Annotated in this window: 15 protein-coding genes; 7 read left to right on the top strand and 8 right to left on the bottom strand. The window is 48.3% G+C overall.

What is annotated here, in order from left to right:
• The first annotated feature begins 196 nt into the window (after positions 1–196).
• Entirely contained in the window at positions 197–2,392 is a 2,196-nt protein-coding gene (locus MYF79_RS18265) for a S9 family peptidase (RefSeq protein ID WP_247809083.1), read from the top strand.
• A gap of 7 nt (positions 2,393–2,399) precedes the next feature.
• On the top strand, positions 2,400–2,795 hold the full coding sequence (locus MYF79_RS18270) for a hypothetical protein (RefSeq protein ID WP_247809084.1): 396 nt from the start codon (positions 2,400–2,402) through the stop codon (positions 2,793–2,795).
• A 785-nt stretch (positions 2,796–3,580) separates the two neighbouring features.
• On the opposite strand, the gene MYF79_RS18275 is transcribed toward MYF79_RS18270, so the two are convergent.
• The 4 genes from MYF79_RS18275 to MYF79_RS18290 all read right to left on the bottom strand — a co-directional run bounded on the left by MYF79_RS18275 (position 3,581) and on the right by MYF79_RS18290 (position 6,157).
• Entirely contained in the window at positions 3,581–4,225 is a 645-nt protein-coding gene (locus MYF79_RS18275; RefSeq protein WP_247809085.1) for a VIT1/CCC1 transporter family protein, read from the bottom strand.
• Positions 4,226–4,245: 20 nt separating this feature from the next.
• Positions 4,246–5,478 (bottom strand): ornithine--oxo-acid transaminase, encoded by a 1,233-nt coding sequence (rocD, locus tag MYF79_RS18280; protein WP_247809086.1) that lies wholly within the window; start codon positions 5,476–5,478, stop codon positions 4,246–4,248.
• A gap of 218 nt (positions 5,479–5,696) precedes the next feature.
• Positions 5,697–5,873 carry a hypothetical protein gene (locus tag MYF79_RS18285; RefSeq protein ID WP_247809087.1) on the bottom strand — a complete coding sequence of 59 codons (177 nt, stop codon included), beginning with the start codon at positions 5,871–5,873 and terminating at the stop codon, positions 5,697–5,699.
• A gap of 26 nt (positions 5,874–5,899) precedes the next feature.
• Entirely contained in the window at positions 5,900–6,157 is a 258-nt protein-coding gene (locus MYF79_RS18290; protein ID WP_247809088.1) for an acyl-CoA-binding protein, read from the bottom strand.
• A gap of 130 nt (positions 6,158–6,287) precedes the next feature.
• Between MYF79_RS18290 and lepA the strand changes: the two genes are divergently transcribed.
• Entirely contained in the window at positions 6,288–8,078 is a 1,791-nt protein-coding gene (lepA, locus tag MYF79_RS18295) for a translation elongation factor 4 (protein WP_247809089.1), read from the top strand.
• Positions 8,079–8,200: 122 nt separating this feature from the next.
• Here the strand turns inward: lepA and MYF79_RS18300 are convergent, their stop codons facing one another.
• Entirely contained in the window at positions 8,201–8,797 is a 597-nt protein-coding gene (locus MYF79_RS18300) for a DUF6580 family putative transport protein (RefSeq protein WP_247809090.1), read from the bottom strand.
• Positions 8,798–8,832: 35 nt separating this feature from the next.
• On the bottom strand, positions 8,833–10,059 hold the full coding sequence (manA, locus tag MYF79_RS18305; RefSeq protein WP_247809091.1) for a mannose-6-phosphate isomerase, class I: 1,227 nt from the start codon (positions 10,057–10,059) through the stop codon (positions 8,833–8,835).
• A gap of 82 nt (positions 10,060–10,141) precedes the next feature.
• On the opposite strand from manA, the gene MYF79_RS18310 reads away from it, so the two are divergent.
• Positions 10,142–10,498, top strand: a complete 357-nt coding sequence (locus tag MYF79_RS18310; RefSeq protein WP_247809092.1) for a YraN family protein — start codon at positions 10,142–10,144, stop codon at positions 10,496–10,498.
• 638 nt (positions 10,499–11,136) lie between these two features.
• Here MYF79_RS18310 and purB read toward each other — a convergent pair.
• The gene (gene purB, locus MYF79_RS18315; protein ID WP_247809093.1) at positions 11,137–12,477 is read right to left on the bottom strand and encodes an adenylosuccinate lyase; all 1,341 of its coding nucleotides are present in this window, start codon (positions 12,475–12,477) and stop codon (positions 11,137–11,139) included.
• 65 nt (positions 12,478–12,542) lie between these two features.
• Between purB and MYF79_RS18320 the strand changes: the two genes are divergently transcribed.
• Both MYF79_RS18320 and MYF79_RS18325 read left to right on the top strand, forming a co-directional pair.
• Positions 12,543–13,280: a menaquinone biosynthetic enzyme MqnA/MqnD family protein gene (locus tag MYF79_RS18320; RefSeq protein ID WP_247809094.1), complete on the top strand. Its 738-nt coding sequence runs from the start codon at positions 12,543–12,545 to the stop codon at positions 13,278–13,280.
• Between the two features lie 186 nt (positions 13,281–13,466).
• Positions 13,467–14,132 (top strand): NADPH-dependent F420 reductase, encoded by a 666-nt coding sequence (locus MYF79_RS18325; protein ID WP_247809095.1) that lies wholly within the window; start codon positions 13,467–13,469, stop codon positions 14,130–14,132.
• A gap of 173 nt (positions 14,133–14,305) precedes the next feature.
• Here MYF79_RS18325 and MYF79_RS18330 read toward each other — a convergent pair whose 3' ends face one another.
• Positions 14,306–15,946 (bottom strand): M1 family metallopeptidase, encoded by a 1,641-nt coding sequence (locus tag MYF79_RS18330; protein ID WP_247809096.1) that lies wholly within the window; start codon positions 15,944–15,946, stop codon positions 14,306–14,308.
• Between the two features lie 143 nt (positions 15,947–16,089).
• Between MYF79_RS18330 and MYF79_RS18335 the strand changes: the two genes are divergently transcribed.
• Positions 16,090–17,706: an ABC transporter substrate-binding protein gene (locus MYF79_RS18335; protein ID WP_247809097.1), complete on the top strand. Its 1,617-nt coding sequence runs from the start codon at positions 16,090–16,092 to the stop codon at positions 17,704–17,706.
• Positions 17,707–17,713: the final 7 nt, after the last annotated feature.

The following is a 17,713-nucleotide window of genomic DNA, read 5'->3' on the forward strand; positions in this document are numbered from 1 at the left end:
TATATATATTCGACAATCATTCACTGTATGATCTCAGCAATTTTCATGCGCAATTTAACGCTATAAATATATAAATTTAACTAATAACTTGTTGTATTTCACTTGTATAAAACTTTTCCACAATAAGTTTTCCACAAGTGGAACGGGTCATTTGAGCCCAATGATTTATCTTGCCGTTTCAAATTTACCAGACATAATGCGTTTACGTTATTTCAGTTGTCCCGGCAGCAGGGCACTTACTATTTTAGTCTGCCTGCTGGCGGTGAAAGCCAGTGCTCAACCCTGGAAGCAAACCAAATGGGGCAAGGACGGACAGTCTATTTATGAGGCCAATGGCACCAGTATTACCAGCTATCACGCAAAGGATGGGCGACAAAGCGTCAGGGTACCCAGCAGCCTGCTGACACCAAAGGGACAGCCAGCCATACAGGTGGAAGATTTCTCTTACACGCCTGATGAAAATAAGTGGCTGATCTACACAAAATCGCAGAAAGTCTGGCGATATAAAACCAGGGGCGACTACTGGTTACTGGATGTGCCCAGTGGAAAACTGCAACAACTGGGTAAAGGATTACCCGCCTCTTCCCTCATGTTTGCGAAAATATCTCCTGATGGGAAACAGGTGGCTTATGTCAGTGAACATAACTTATACGTAGAAGATATCCTCAGCGGGAAGATCAAAGCCCTCACGAAAGATGGTAACCGTCGTCTGATCAACGGCACCTTTGACTGGGCTTATGAAGAGGAGTTTGATTGTCGTGATGGCTTCCGCTGGAGCCCTGACAGTCGCTCGATTGCCTATTGGCAGATCGATGCCCGTAAGATCAGGGACTTCCTGATGATGGACAATACGGATTCACTATACTCCTACACAGTGCCGGTGGAATATCCGAAAGCAGGGGAGAGCCCTTCTTCCTGTCGTGTAGGTGTTGTAGATATCGCTACTGCCAAAACCACCTGGTTACAGGTGCCCGGCGATCCGCAACAGCACTACATCACCCGTGTAGAATGGAATCCTGCACGTACCGGCCTGGTATTACAACAGCTGAACAGGAAACAGAATGAAAGCGTATTGTACGTTGCAGACCCGGCTACCGGCAAGACTAAACAGATCTACAAAGAAAGTGATGCTGCCTGGATAGATATCCGTTCCCGCTGGAACAATGAACTCACAGGATGGGACTGGACCAACGGCGGCAAGTCTTTCATATGGGTGAGTGAAAAAGATGGCTGGCGGCATCTGTATAGCGTGGATATGAATGGTAAGGAAACGCTGATCACTCCCGGCGATTACGATATCATCAACCTGCTGCGGATAGATGAGAAGAACAACCTGGCATATGTGCTGGCGTCTCCTGATAATCCTACCCAGCAATATCTTTATAAAGTATCCCTGGATGGTAAGGGCACTCCTGAAAGAGTATCTCCTGTCATTGAAGAAGGTACGCATGACTATGACATCTCTCCGGATGCACAGTGGGCGGTGCATGATTTCTCTAATCATTTCTTTCAGCCTCACAGTGAGCTGGTATTTTTACCAACGCATAAAGATGATCTGAAGACCAATATTGCCATGGAGCTGCAGACTTCCAGGTTTGCTCCACGCCAGGAGTTCTTCCGTGTAACAACGCCGGAAGGTGTTACCATGGATGGCTGGATGGCTCGTCCCCTCAACTTTGACTCAACAAAGAAATATCCTGTTGTATTTTATGTATATGGCGAACCTGCTGCTGCTACTGCCAGAGACCAGTATGGTGCGGGTCGTAACTTCATCTATAACGGCGATATGGCGGCAGACGGCTACATTTACATCTCTATGGACAACAGGGGCACGCCATTGCCTAAGGGCCGTCAATGGCGTAAGAGCATCTACCGTAATGTTGGCCAGGTGAACGTACGTGACCAGGCTGCCGGTGCACAGGAATTGTTTAAGCGTCACCGTTACCTCGATACTTCCCGCGTTGCAGTATGGGGCTGGAGCGGTGGCGGTGGTATGACACTGAACCTGCTGTTCCGCTATCCGCAGATCTATAAAACCGGTATTGCTATTGCCGCTGTAGGCAGCCTCTTTACTTACGACAACATCTACCAGGAACGGTATATGGGCCTGCCACAGGAGACCCGTGAAGACTATATCAAAGGCTCACCTGTGACCTATACCCAGGGCCTCGTAGGGAACCTGCTGTACATCCATGGTACCGGTGATGATAACGTGCATTATCAGAATGCAGAGTTACTGCAGAATGCACTGATCCGGAACGGGAAGCAGTTCCAGTTCATGTCTTATCCTAACCGTACACACAGTATCAGTGAAGGTGAGGGTACCTTCAAACACCTGTCCACCCTGTATACTAACTATTTGAAAGAACATTGTCCTCCGGGAGCGAGATAAATTTATTATGAACAAACCAACTATCTTCGGATTAATTTCGGTAGCTGTCGTGATCATCAGCGCATTCCTGCCCTGGCTGACCATCGAGAGCAAACATTTAGCCTTTACCGGTATGAATACTGCCGGCTCTTCTTTCGGTGAACCAGGGAAGCTGAATATCTTTGTGGCAGTGATTGCAGGGGTGTTGTTCCTTGTGCCGGGGAAATGGTCTGCAAGGGTGAATCTTTTTGTGGCGGCGTTTTTGTCGGCGTGGACGTTCAGGAATTTCATGCTGTTTTCGAGATGTGAGATGGGGGAGTGCCCTGAGCGGGAGATTGGGTTGTATTTGTCGGTGGTTGCGGCGATTGCGGCGTTTGTATGTGTGATTTTGAGTAATGGCGGGAAGAAGGCGCCGGTTGAGTGATGGCAATATCATTTCTTAATAGAGCCTCGCGGGTTTCGCGGGGCTTTTTTTTCGAGTGTTACAATTGTGAGGGCGATTATGTTTTGTTGTTGTTTGTGGCGGGGATGTAGCTGCGGTTCCAGGTGGGACCCCGGGCTGTATCCCTTTCCGAGTACCTCTCTATTTAGCATTATCAAGCGCGTTTGGCATTTGGATGTTGATTAACCCCCTGGCAGGTCGTATCAGCGCTCTCCAAGGGATAAGGCCCTTGTGTCTCCACCCTCCGCTACTTTGGGGTGCTTTGGGATGGTTGGACGTCCGTTAGTAGAAGCGCCCGCCGGAGGTGGGCGAGTGTTTGCAAGCGGGGACGATAATGTTTGTTGTTTTTTGGGTGGTTGTGGGTGTTTGCTGCGGCTTCAGGTGGGACCCCGGGCTGTATCCCTTTCCGAGTACCTTTCTATTTAGCATTATCAAGCGTGTTTGGCATTTGGGTTTTATTAAACCCCTGGCAGGTCGTATCAGCGCTCTCCAAGGGATAAGGCCCTTGGGTCTCCACCTGAAACCCTCCGCTACATTGGGGGATTGGGATGGTTGGGCGTCCGTTAGTAGAGGCGCCCGCCGTAGGTGGGCGAGTGTTTGTAGCCCCGGGTTTTAACCCGGGGTGATAAGGTACGTGTGTTCAATACAGACGTTTCAACCCAGGGTGATAATTTGCATGTTGGATACATACGTTTCACCTCCCGCTGATAATGTGCGTGTGTTCAATACATACCTTTTACCCCAGGTAAATAATATGCCCCCATGGTTTATCTAAACACCAATAAAATTATATACGCACCCAGCCATACCGCGCCTCCATAGGCAAGGTTCCGGAGTATAATCGGGATGGTGGGCTGGCTGGTCATTTTTGATTTGATGAAACTGAATATGGTGATGGCAATGAACACATAAAGCACGCTTGTATTGGCTGCCGGGGTAAATTGTTCATTGCGCAGATAGGGTAAAAAAGGGATCAAACCGCCAAAGAGGAAGAAGATGCCCGTCAGAAGGCCGCTGCGGAGGGCTGCTGCAAGGTTGAAATGTTTTTCCTGTACCTGTTGCGATGCCAGGGTTTCTTCCCATTGCACGGCATCCTTTTGCATTTCCGCGGCGATATTTTCTATGATGGGCTCACTGATGTTCAGGCGCTCCAGTTTCTGCCGTTCTTCGGGCGATAAAGTGCTTTCATCATGCTGCAGATCGCCGCGGTTGGCCTGGTAAGCACTGATCATTACTAGTACACTTCCGGCTACCCATATGCAGCAATTCAGGGTGTAGAATTGCTGTACACTGACAGGCAGGCCATGCAACAGGAAGGTTGTGAAAAATAGAAGTAATAATCCGTCAGGAAATCCTATCAGGAAATCTGTTCTCCAACCGCTGCTGCGGATGGCTTTCTGTTGTTTAGACATGCGCGGCTATGGTATTTCAGCTATAATGTTTCGAGGCTTTTGCCAATGATCTGTACGGCTTCCCTGATCTGGGCAGCGGTGATCAAAAGGGGAGGTGCAAACCGGATCTTGTCGCCATGCGTCGGTTTTGCCAGCAGCCCGTTATCCTTGAGCGCCAGGCATAGATCCCAGGCGGCTTCCGGATGTTCGTGCCTGATCACGATTGCATTTAGTAGCCCCTTACCACGGATGGTACTGATATGGGGCGAATTGAGGGCCTTGAGTTCCTGTCGCAGGAGCTCTCCCATGGCGGCAGCATTCTCCATCATGTGCTCTTCCTTCAGGACTGTCAGCGCCGCAATGGCTACTTTACAGGCCAGCGGATTGCCACCGTAAGTGCTGCCATGTTCTCCGGGTTTAATGGTGAGCATGATCTCATCATCTGCCAGGACGGCGGCTACAGGTAATGTTCCTCCGGAAAGGGCTTTACCGAGTATCAGGATGTCAGGACGCACGTTTTCATGATCGCAACAGAGCATTTTGCCTGTTCTGGCCAGCCCTGTCTGGATCTCGTCGGCAATGAAGAGCACATTGGCGTCTTCACAATACTGACGGGCTTTCGACAGGTAACCATCGTCGGGCACCATTACGCCTGCCTCTCCCTGGATTGGTTCTACCAGGAAACCGGCAACGTTTTTATCCTGCAGTGCCTTTTCAAGGGCTGGCAGGTTATTATAGGGGATGATCTCATAACCCGGCATAAAAGGACCAAAGTCGGTCCGGGAAGAAGGATCTGTACTAAAGGAAATAACGTTCAGTGTCCGTCCGTGGAAATTGTTGGCACATACGATGATCTTTGCCTGGTTTTCCGGGATGCCTTTTACCACATAGCCCCAGCGACGGCATAGCTTCAGTGCCGTTTCCACCGCCTCTACGCCAGTGTTCATGGGCAGTACCTTGTCGTAGCCGAAGAATTCAGTAATAAAGGCCGCATACTCGCCCAGCAGATCGCTGTGGAATGCACGGGAGGTCAGGGTCAGTTGCTGTGCCTGTTCAATAAGGGCACGGATGATCGTGGGGTGACAATGGCCCTGGTTTACAGCAGAATAGCCTGAGAGGAAATCGTAATAACGCTTTCCGTCCACATCCCAGAGAAATACCCCTTCTCCCCGGTTCAGTACTACAGGCAGTGGATGGTAATTATGGGCGCCATACTGTTCTTCCAGGTCAAGGAAATGCTGTGTTCTTTCAGTAATCTTAGATGCGTGTAACATAACGCTTCAAAGGTACACAATACAGCTCATGTATTAGAATCAGGAGCGGAAAACAAGCCGTAAAGTCTGTAATATCATCTTACTGACGGCATTTTACTGTAAAAGAATTGCGCGACTATGATCATTAACTTCAGGTAACCTTCCAGACATGCCAGGCGCATATATACCTGGACAAACCTTTGTCTGCCACATTATGCGCATGGATACCTTGCAGCGGTTTATCCATTTGACCGCAGGAAGCCTTTCAGGCATGCCAGGCGCATCATATACCTGAATGACCCTTTGTCTGCCACAGTATGCGCATGGACACCTTGCAGCGGTTTATCCATTGACCGCAGGAAGCCTTCAGTCATGCCAGGCGCATTATATACCTGAACGACCTTTGTCTGGCACATTATGCGCAGGGATATTTTTCAGGGACTTATCCTTTCAGCCTGGTTACCAATGTAATATATTCCTGTTGGGCCTCTTCCTTAGACTTGCCTTTCAGCTTCTGCCAGGCATCATATTTTGCTTTGGCTACAAAATCAAAAAGATTGGTGGGAGGATCTGTGTTTACATCGCCTTCGGTTCCTTGTTTATAGAGGGAGTATAATTGCAGAAGTGTTTCATTATCAGGTTTTTGAGAGAGGGTTTTGCTGGCTGCAGCGGCAGCTTCGAACTGTTGTTGTAGATCCATGGAACTTTTTAACATTAAATGTAGACAAAATAGTATCAAATACGACAGGGTCACCCATCCGGGAATAGCAAAATTTAAATACCTTTGCGGCTTGACGCGGGGCGTTAAACGCCTGGTTTTAAAAGCATATATGAAGAATATCAGGAATTTTTGCATCATTGCACACATCGACCACGGTAAAAGTACATTGGCTGACAGGCTGTTAGAACATACCAAAACCATTTCCGACAGGGACATGCAGGCTCAGGTACTGGATGACATGGACCTCGAAAGAGAAAAAGGGATCACTATCAAAAGTCACGCTATCCAGATGAATTATATTCATGAAGGACAGCAATATGTATTTAACCTGATCGATACTCCCGGTCACGTGGACTTCTCCTATGAGGTATCCCGTGCACTGGCAGCCTGTGAAGGTGCATTACTCCTCGTAGATGCCGCCCAGGGTATTCAGGCTCAGACCATTTCCAACCTTTACCTGGCGCTGGAAAATGACCTGGAGATCATTCCGGTGATCAACAAGATCGATATGGAGGGCGCGATGATCCCGGAGGTAAAAGACCAGATCATAGAGCTCATCGGTTGTAAGGAGGAGGAGATCCTGCTGGCTTCAGGTAAAACCGGTATCGGTATTGAGGAGATCCTGGAGGCGATTGTAAAACGTATTCCTGCTCCGAAAGGCGATCCTGAAGCTCCGCTGCAGGCGTTGATCTTCGACAGCGTGTTCAACTCTTTCCGCGGTATCATTGCTTACTACAGGATATTCAACGGGTCCATCAAAAAAGGCGATAAAGTTAAATTCTTCAATACCGACCAGGAATACTATGCTGATGAAGTAGGTATCCTCAAACTGGGCCTCCAGCCTACGCAAACCGTTAAAACGGGTGATGTAGGATATATCATCACCGGTATCAAAAACGCCAAAGAGGTGAAGGTGGGCGATACCATCACGCTGAGTGCAAATCCAAGCCAGGAAGCGATCAACGGTTTCGAAGAGGTTAAGCCCATGGTATTCGCAGGTATCTTCCCGGTGAATACAGAAGATTTCGAGGAGCTGCGCGACTGCATGGAGAAACTCCAGCTGAACGATGCCTCCCTGACCTTCGAACTGGAAACTTCCCAGGCCCTTGGCTTCGGTTTCCGATGCGGCTTCCTGGGTATGCTGCACATGGAGATCATCCAGGAACGTCTCGAAAGGGAGTTCAACCAGACAGTGATCACCACTGTACCGAACGTAAGCTTCATTGCCCACACTACCAGGAAGGAAACCATTATCGTGAACAACCCTTCCGAAATGCCGGATCCCAGTAAGCTTGAACGCATCGAGGAACCGTTCATTAAGGCACAGATCATCACCAAACCCGATTACATCGGTAATATCATGACACTGTGCCTGGGTAAGAGAGGGATCCTGCTCAACCAGAGCTATCTGACACCTTCCAGGGTGGAACTGATATTTGAAATGCCTTTGACGGAGATCGTGTTCGATTTCTATGATAAACTGAAGAGCCAGACCCGTGGTTATGCATCCTTCGATTATTCACCGATCGGTTACCGTGACAGCGATATCGTAAAGATGGATATCCTCCTGAATGGCGATAAGGTGGATGCGCTCAGCGCCCTGATTCACCGCAGCCGTGCGCAGGACTTCGGCCGTAAGCTGTGTGAGAAGCTGAAAGAACTGCTGCCACGTCAGCAATTCATGATCGCTATCCAGGCAGCTGTAGGTGCCAAGATCCTGGCCCGTGAAACTATCAGCGCTATGCGTAAGGATGTAACGGCCAAATGTTATGGTGGTGACATCTCCCGTAAACGTAAGCTGCTGGAAAAACAGAAAGAAGGTAAAAAGCGTATGCGCCAGATTGGTAATGTGGAAGTACCGCAGGAAGCGTTCCTTGCTGTACTCAAGTTGGATGACTAAGGCGCGGTTTATATCAAATTTGGGAAATTAAAGCGGCCGGGAAACCGGTCGCTTTTTTATGCAAAGAAAATGGCCGGCAGAGAACGCTCTCAGCCGGCCATTTTAGTATTATTACTTACCTATTATGCCAATTGGCGTTTCGGCGTGATCGCTACTTGTTTTATGGCAGCCCAGGCGCCAAACAATACGGCGGTGAAGAACACATTACCCATCAGGCCATTCAGGGCGAAGCTGCTGAACATATTATCTGACTGGTAAAAAGGAATACCAGCTGCATAACAGGCTAACAGACCAGCGCCTGTTTTAGGATACAGGTCGGTGGTAATAAATGTGCCGAAATTGGAGATCAGGAAGAACAGTACGCCTGTACCGATAGACGATAACAGTAAAGTCAGTACGTTCACTTTCTTTATCAGTGTACCTATCCACGTAATCAGCAGGAATGCGCCATATACGAACAGCAATTGTCCCAGGTAATCACGGTCCAGTGCATGTATGCTGGTGAAGCATTGCAGGAAAACGTCAGACAGAAATAAAGACAATAACGGAATGACATACGCCAGGCGTTTATCTTTCAGTACAATACCGCCAAATAATGCTGCTGCCCCAATGGCGTTAAAGTTCCACAGACCTATCTGGTTCGTGAAAATGCGACATAATGCAGACAGGAATATCAGCATGGCAACGATCAGTATTTCCCGGATGGAATCCTTTTTCATAATGGGTTGATTATTTAAACCAAAGATAGTTGATTTTAAATAGATTGAACAGGCACACTTGCTTTAAAGATCACAACGCCTGCCTTACTTACGATACTGTATGAAGTATTGTAGTACGCCACTACAGCCTGACCTTTCTGCAGGGCAATTGTTTCTCCGCCCGCTTCAGTGATCTCAGCAGCGCCTTCCATTACCAGCATGATCTCTGTCGCCTCGCTGGTATGCTCATAACGCTGACCGTTCTGCATAGCGATACGGCTTACCACGAAATCCGGCGCGGGAGAGTGGTAAATAGTTTCCAGTCCGCCGCTTACACTTTCGCCGCTGAGGATCTTTGGATGTACGGGTTCGAAACGGGTATGTTTCAACAATTCGGGTACATCAATATGTTTAGGCGTCAGTCCGCCGCGCAATACATTGTCGGAATTGGCCATGAGCTCCACGTTCTGACCTTCCAGGTATGCATGGGGTATACCTGCGTCCTGGAACACGGCCTGTCCGGGGTGTACTTCCATGATGTTAAAGAAATAGATAGAGAAGATCCCTCTGTCCAGGTTTTCCAGTCCCTGTGGATCGTTTACGATCGCTCTTCCTGCCCAGAATGCAGGGTCAGATTTCGACAGGCTGCCACTTTTATATGCTGCTGCAACAACTTCTGCCAGTGGGCGCAACATCGTATTCACTTCAGCTTGCGGCATTTCCATTACGGCTTTATACAGTCCGTAGTAGCCTTCTTTTTCAAATACAGGAGCGAGTGGTGCGAATTCCTTTACGCTCTGTAATACCTTTCTCAGTTTATCTTCCGGCAAAAATCCATGCAGCAGCCAGAATTCGCTGAGTGCCACCATGATCTCAGGTTTATGGTTGGCATCCTTATAATTACGGTGAGGGGCATTCAGCGGAATACCGGCTTCATTTTCCCTGGCAAATCCTTTTTCTGCTTCAGCTTTGGTAGGGTGTACCTGGATAGACAACATGTCTTTTACATCCAGGATCTTGAGCAGGTAGGGCAATTCGCCGAAGCGCTTCCATACCTTCGGCCCCAGCACCTGTTCAGGGGCGGCTTTTACCAGCTGGTCCAGCGTGGAAGGCTGCGTACCGGTTGCTATCACAGCAGGTGCGCTCTGGTGTGCACCCATCCAGTATTCTGCACTTGGTTTTCCGTTTTCAGGAATACCTAATAATGCGGGAATATAATGGTATCCACCCCATGCGTAGTTTTGAACCTTACCTTCCAATCTGAATAATTTCTTCTCGCTCATGCGTAATATGTTTGTATTTTCCTGGAATTGTTAACCTGTTGTCGTCCTATTCTTATAAGGAGGAACAAAAATAGTCAAAACAATGGCATCCCATATAGCTTTGGGCAAAAAAGGGGAGCTGATAGCGAAGGATTTCCTTCTTCAGCAGGGATATAAAATTCTGGCGGTAAACTGGCGGTATCGGCGGCGCGAGATCGATATTATCGCAGCGAAGCCGGATTGCCTCGTGTTTCTTGAGGTCAAGACGCTGGCGAGTGATCTTTTCGGCTGGCCGGAGCGGCAGGTGGATGCGGCGAAGCGGAGGCATATTCAGTTGGCGGCGAATGTGTATATGGAGAAGCTACCGCGCCTGCCGCCGGCAATCCGGTTTGATGTGATTGCGATTACTTTTCAGCCGGATGGAGAGTATGAGTTGGTGCATTTTGAGGATGCGTTCTAGTGGAGGCGTTGCTGCGGCTTCAGATGGGACCACGGGCTGTATCCCTTTTCGAGTACCTTTCTATTATGCTTTGTCAGGCGTGTTTGGCTTTTTTGTTTTTATTAAACCCCTGGTATGTCGTATCAGCACTCTCCAAGGGATAAGGTCCTCTGATCTCCATCTGAAACCCTCCGCTACTTTCGGGTAGTTGGTGGGGATGGTTAGTGTTCAGGTGTTTATGGGCTTCACTAAAATGCAAGATGTTGTTTGGTGCGTTGCTGCGGCTTCAGATGGGACCACGGGCTGTATCCCTTTTCGAGTACCTTTCTATTAAGCTTTGTCAAGCGTGTTTGGCTTTTTTGTTTTTATTAAACCCCTGGTATGTCGTATCAGCACTCTCCAAGGGATAAGGCCCTCTGGTCTCCATCTGAAACCCTCCGCTACTTTGGGGTAGTTGGTGGGGATGGTTAGTGTTCAGGTGTTTATGGCCTTCAGCTAAAATGCAAGACGGACTACAGATAATGTGTGCGTTATGTGACATTATTTGTAATCCGTCTTGATTTATAATCCGTGTTGATACGATTTTTCTCGTTTGTCGATGTCCAATCTGTAGCAATGTCCAATCTGCATCGATACATTGATGCAGGCGATGTCGTGTTTTAGCTCCAGACGCCGGTGTAATTCTGCGGCGTGATAGCTTTTAGCTCCTTCTTCAGCGAAGCGCTGATCTTCAGGCCGTCAATGAATTTATGCATCGTCTTCTGTGTGATCTGTTCTCCGCCACGGGTGAGGTCTTTCAGGGCCTCGTATGGTTTAGGGAAGTTTTCACGACGCAATACTGTCTGGATAGCTTCTGCTACAACTGCCCAGTTATTTTCCAGGTCGTCCTGCAGTTTGCTTTCATTCAGGATCAGTTTATCTAAGCCTTTCTGGATGGATTTCAGTGCCAGTACAGTGTGTCCGAATGGTACGCCTACGTTCCGCAACACGGTGGAGTCAGTCAGGTCGCGCTGTAAGCGGGATATGGGCAGTTTGGCGCTGAGGTGTTCGAAGATGGCGTTTGCCAGTCCGAGGTTGCCTTCGGCGTTCTCGAAATCGATCGGATTCACTTTATGCGGCATAGCGGAAGAACCCACTTCATTGGCTTTGATCTTCTGCTTGAAGTAATCCATGGAGATGTATGTCCACACATCACGGCAGAAGTCAATCAGGATCGTATTGATACGCTTCAGGGTATCAAATTGAGCGGAGATATTGTCATAGTGCTCAATCTGGGTAGTGTATTTCATACGTTGCAGTCCCAGGGTGTTGTTGACGAACTTATCGCCGAATTTCTCCCAGTTGATCTTAGGGAATGCTACGTGGTGAGCGTTGAAGTTACCGGTTGCGCCACCGAATTTTGCTGCGAAGGGAATATCGCCCAGCAGTTTTACCTGACCTTCCAGTCTTTCAACGAATACCAGGATCTCCTTGCCCAGGATAGTGGGTGAAGCAGGCTGACCATGGGTACGGGCCAGCATGGGAATCTTCATCCAGGACTTGCCCATCTTTTTCAGGGCGAGCACAAGGTTGGCGATAGCAGGCATATATACATGTTCTACTGCTTCTTTCCAGAAGAGCGGAGTGGCCGTGTTGTTAACGTCCTGGGAAGTGAGCCCGAAATGCACCCATTCCAGTTTGTCGTCCAGTCCAAGCGCTTTCAGCTCATTCTTAACAAAATATTCTACAGCTTTCACATCGTGGTTGGTCACCTTTTCAGTTTCTTTGATCAGCTGTGCATTCTCTATGGTAAAATCCTGGTAGATCTTGCGTAAAGCAGGTACCTGTGCTTTTGAGAGGGTGAACAGCTTCTGCTCTGACAGGGCGATGAAGTATTCGATCTCTACCAGCACACGGTAACGGATCAGTGCAAATTCTGAAAAGTAAGGAGCCAGTTCTTCCAGTTGTCTCCGGTAGCGACCATCGAGCGGAGAAATGGCGGTTAAAGCTTGTAGTTGCATAATGTTAATTGATTAAGTGAGCGTTTATCACTTTTTACCTAATTTAGCCGGCAAAATTACTGAAATTGGAACGGAAAGTAAAAGTAGCGGCAGTAAGTTATTTGAATACCAGGCCATTATTATACGGATTCAGGGATCACCCGGTGATGAAGATGCTGGAACTGAGTGTTGATTACCCTGCCAGAATAGCCCAGCAGCTGATTGATGGAGAAGTAGATGTGGCCCTTGTACCGGTGGCTATCATCCCAAAACTGAAAGAATATCATATCATTTCTGATTATTGTATTGGTGCAGAAGGCCCTGTTGCTTCTGTTTGCCTTTTCAGTGATGTTCCTCTCAATGAGATCAAACGTATTTACCTCGATTACCAGAGCCGCACTTCTGTAGCTTTACTGAAAGTACTGGTGCGTGAGTACTGGAAACTGGACGCAGAGCTGATCGAGACCACCGGCGACTACCAGGACAAGATCAAGGATACAGACGCGGGTCTGGTGATTGGCGACCGCGCATTGGCGCAGCGTCATGTATCGCCCTTTATCTATGACCTGGCGGAGCATTGGATGCGCTTTACGAGCCTCCCTTTCGTATTTGCTGCATGGATCAGCAATAAGGCCCTGCCTGTGGAATTTATCCAGGAATTCAGCAATGCCAATAGTATCGGGATACATAATATCCCCGCTGTTGTGTCAGAGAATGCCTATCCTTTGTATGATCTGACCACCTATTATACGCAGAACATCAGTTACCCGCTTACCCCTGCCAAACGACAGGGCATGCAGCGGTTCCTGAGTTACCTGATGTAAATGGCCACGATACATCTGTAATGGCGGACCTGCATAAGCTGTCCGCCATTATTACATTATTGCATACCACATCCATTTATCCGATACCTACCCATATCAATGTCGTCAGACTGAAGCAATTAGACGCCTCATTCAGCTTTTTTCTTTATATTAGTTACCCCATCTGTTCACACAAACTCCTGCAACATGAAAATTGGCATCCTGGGTAGTGGCCCTGTCGGACTTACGTTAACGGAAGGATTGATCGCTGCGGGTCATGAGGTGATACTCGGTACCCGCAATCCCGCAAAGGAATCCCTTCAGCAATGGATCAGGAAAAAGGGAGGCCCTCATGTAACGGCGGCCCCGTTCCGGGAAGCAGCAGCCCAGGGAGAGTTGCTGGTCATCTGCACCAGCTGGGCAGGAACCCAGAAAGCCATCGAGGCCGCCGGCCTTTGGAATTTCAAGAATAAGGTGGTGGTAGACGTCACAAATCCCCTGGACGGTAAGGGGCCTGACCCGCAGGGACGACTGACCTTTTCCATCGGACATACCAATTCTGCAGGCGAACAACTACAGGCATGGCTACCGCCAGATGCCCACGTAGTAAAAGCACTCAGCTGTATAGGTCACGAATCCATGTTCCGCTCCCAGCAGGAACCGGAAAAAGAAACACCTACCATGTTCATCTGTGGTAATAAACGTGCCGCGAAGATGGCGGTAACTACCCTGCTGAATGAAATGGGCTGGAAGGACATTGTAGATATCGGTACGATTGAAATGAGCCGGAATATAGAGCCCCTGAGTATACTCTGGTATGCATATGGATTCAGGACAGGCACCTGGAGCCACGCGTTTAAACTTGTGAAATAAATATGGACCCGGGGAAATAAGGATGAAATAAGGACGAGAATAAGGCTGAAACCGAAGCAGCTTCGCGTGAATATCAATAGTACCATAAGGAAAAATAAAACCCCGGACCAATAAGTCCGGGGCTATAAATATTTTGCTACCGAAAGCGCAGTGCAAATAACAATTAAGTAAGCCTAGATCTCCTTCACATTAACATAAAAGTTCGGATCTACTTTGAATTTCTTCGGATCAGACAGGGTAATACCCGTTGATTGCCAGTTTCTTCCGGGATAAATGAAACGGTATCCATTATCGCTCAATGTTACCTTTACCGGCATGTTAAAGTTCTCAACGTCTGTTACCCAGCGGAACTTCAGCTGTGAACCTTCTATATGATATTCCAGTGTAGGAATAGAAGTGCGTGTCAGGTATTGTTCAAATACCTTGTTGAAGTTCATTTTTGTCTTTTCGTTGAAGTATTCTTCGATCTGCCGGGTAGTTACCGTCTGGTGCCAGAAGGTCTTGTTCAATCCGCGGAGGATATCCCTGAATACATAATCGTTGTTCACGATCTGGCGAATGGTGTGGATCATATTCCCACCTTTGTAATACATATCGCCACTACCTTCATTGTTTACACCATATTGTCCGATGATAGGGACATCGTTCCTGATGTTCTTCCTGGTACCTGTAACATATTCAAAGGCAGCCTGCGGACCATACTCACATTCAGTGAACAGCGTCTCGGAATAGTTGGTAAAGCTCTCGTGGACCCACATGTCGGCGATGTCTTTAGTGGTGATATTATTACCGAACCACTCATGGCCACTTTCGTGTACAATGATGAAATCCCATTTCAATCCCCAGCCACTGCCGGAAAGATCCGTTCCTTTATAGCCCATCTGGAATTTATTACCATAGGCCACAGCGCTCTGGTGTTCCATGCCCAGGTGAGGGGATTCCACCAGTTTATAGCTATCCTTATAGAAGGGGTATTTACCGAACCAGGCTTCGAAACATTTCAGCATGTTCTTCACTACGGCAAACTGTGTTTTAGCTGTATCTACATTGTAATCAAGTACCCAGTAGTCCAGGTCCAGTTTACCACCTTCGCCGGAGTAAGTGTCTTTGAATTCTGCATAGTGCCCGATGTTCATCGCCACATCATAGTTGTTGATCGGATTGCTGACATACCAGGTCCATACGATATTCCCGTCACGGTCCATTGCCTTCTTTTTCAGCCGTCCGTTAGAAACGTTTACCAGGTCAGGGGGCGTTGTGATGCTGATAGTCATATTGTTAGGCTCATCGCTCTGATGATCTTTGTTAGGCCACCATACACTGGCGCCCAGCCCCTGACAGGCGGTAGACACCCACGGCCTGCCCTGGTTATCTTTTCTCCAGATCAGCCCACCGTCCCATGGTGGGTTTACAGCCACCCGTGGTTTTCCATGATAAAAGATGGTGATCTTTTTGTCTTTACCCTTCAGTTGCTTTTTGGCAACCATATTGACAAAGATGGCGTTACCTTCCCGCTGATAGGTGAGTGATTGTTTGTCCTGTGCAATACTGTCGATCTCCAGTGGCTCCTGCAGATCTATCTGCATGATACTGTCTACTTTCAGAACCCTGTAAGTAATGACGTTGTAGCCTTCAAGCGTGCTGTCGCTGATATTAGGTTTTAGGTGCAGGTCGTAGGATCTTACATCCCACCATGCGCGTTCTCTGCCGATGGTTCCACGCAGGGAATCAGCACGCGTAAATGTTTGTTGATGTTGGGCACCGGCGGTGAGCGCCGTAAGCAAAACCAGGAAAAGCATTAGTATGCCTCGCATAGAAAATCTTATTTTATGGCGGAAAGGTATTAATTTTCATTTAATATGCCTACGCGCTGAATGACTAATGCTTAACGGTTTATGCAGATATACATGAACGGTAGGCGGGTACCAGCCGATGGCTGTAAGACGTCCGCATGTACATGAGATTCATTTTCATATCAATAATAGTCACACTGCTTGCCGCCTGCGGGCATCCGCCTACTTCGGGAAGGCAGGTGTTCCGTTACAATATGCAGGAAGGCATAGCGTCCCTCGATCCTGCATTTGCCAAAAACCAGGCTGTTATCTGGGCTGTAAAGCAATTATATAACACCCTCGTAGAGCCTGACGATCAGTTGCATATACGTCCTTCACTGGCTACCAGCTGGGAGGTGGCGCCGGATTATAAGACTTATACCTTTCACCTGCGCACAGATGTTCACTTTCATGACAACGCAGCATTTGCAGATGGTAAGGGCCGCAGGATGACGGCCGCAGATGTGGTTTATAGCCTGAAACGGATCATGGACCCGGCCACGGCGTCTCCCGGCGCCTGGATCTTTAATGGTAAGGTGAACCCCGATACGGGCTTCCGGGCATTGGACGATTCCACCTTCCAGCTTACGCTACTGCAGCCCTTTCACCCTGTGCTGGGCATTCTCAGTATGCAGTATTGCTCCATTGTACCACATGAAGTTGTTGAAAAATACGGAAAGGATTTCCGGAAATATCCCTGCGGTACCGGGCCTTTTACGTTCTTCCTCTGGGAAGAAGGACAAGCGTTGGTCCTGCACCGTAATCCCCGCTATTTCGAAAAAGATAGTGCAGGCCATGCATTGCCATATCTCGATGCGGTCAAGGTCACATTCCAGGAAAATAAGGCAACAGAATTCCTCTTGTTTCGCCAGGGACAGCTGGACTTCATGAATGATATTGACGCTTCTTTTAAAGACGAGGTGCTCACTAAAAAAGGGATGCTTAAGAAAGAGTGGGAGGGAAAGCTGGTGCTCGATAAAAGTCCTTTCCTTAACATTGAATACCTGGGATTTCTGCTGGACAGTACGAAGGCAGCGGTAAAGATGTCGCCATCCCGCCTGCAGAAAATCAGGCTGGCTATTAATTATAGTATTGACAGGACCAGGATGATCACTTATCTGCGGAATGGGATAGGCTCTCCGGCCAATGCTGGTTTTATTCCTATGGGCCTGCCCTCATTCGACACCGGGAAAGTAAAAGGATATACCTATGATCCCGCAAGGGCAAGGCAATTGTTGCGGGAGGCTGGTTTCCCTGAAGGGCGCGGACTACCGGCCATGCATCTGCTGTCGATCCCTGTTTATGAAGATTATGCCAATTATGTAGCGAACCAGCTACAACAGGTAGGTATTCCGATACAGGTAGAGGTATTGCAGAAAGCATTATTGCTGGAGCAGACGGCCAAATCGCAGGCGCTCTTTTTCCGCGGTAGCTGGATAGGAGATTACGCAGATGCAGAGAACTACCTGGCAGTGTTCTATAGTAAGAATGGTACTCCCCCCAACTATACAAGATATGCCAATCCTGCCTTTGACCGCTTATATGAACAGGCGCTCCGGGAAAATAACGATTCCCTCCGTTACCTGCTTTACCAGGAAATGGACAGGATGATTGTCGCCGATGCGCCGGTAGTGCCCTTGTTCTATGACCAGGTCATTCACCTTGTACAGCCAAATGTAATGGGCTTCACCAGTAATGCGCTCAACCTCCTGGAATTGCGGAGAGTGAAGATAAAAGTTTGATATTTGC

Origin of the sequence: Chitinophaga filiformis (genome assembly GCF_023100805.1) — a bacterium.
In the GTDB taxonomy this organism is placed as follows: domain Bacteria; phylum Bacteroidota; class Bacteroidia; order Chitinophagales; family Chitinophagaceae; genus Chitinophaga; species Chitinophaga filiformis_B.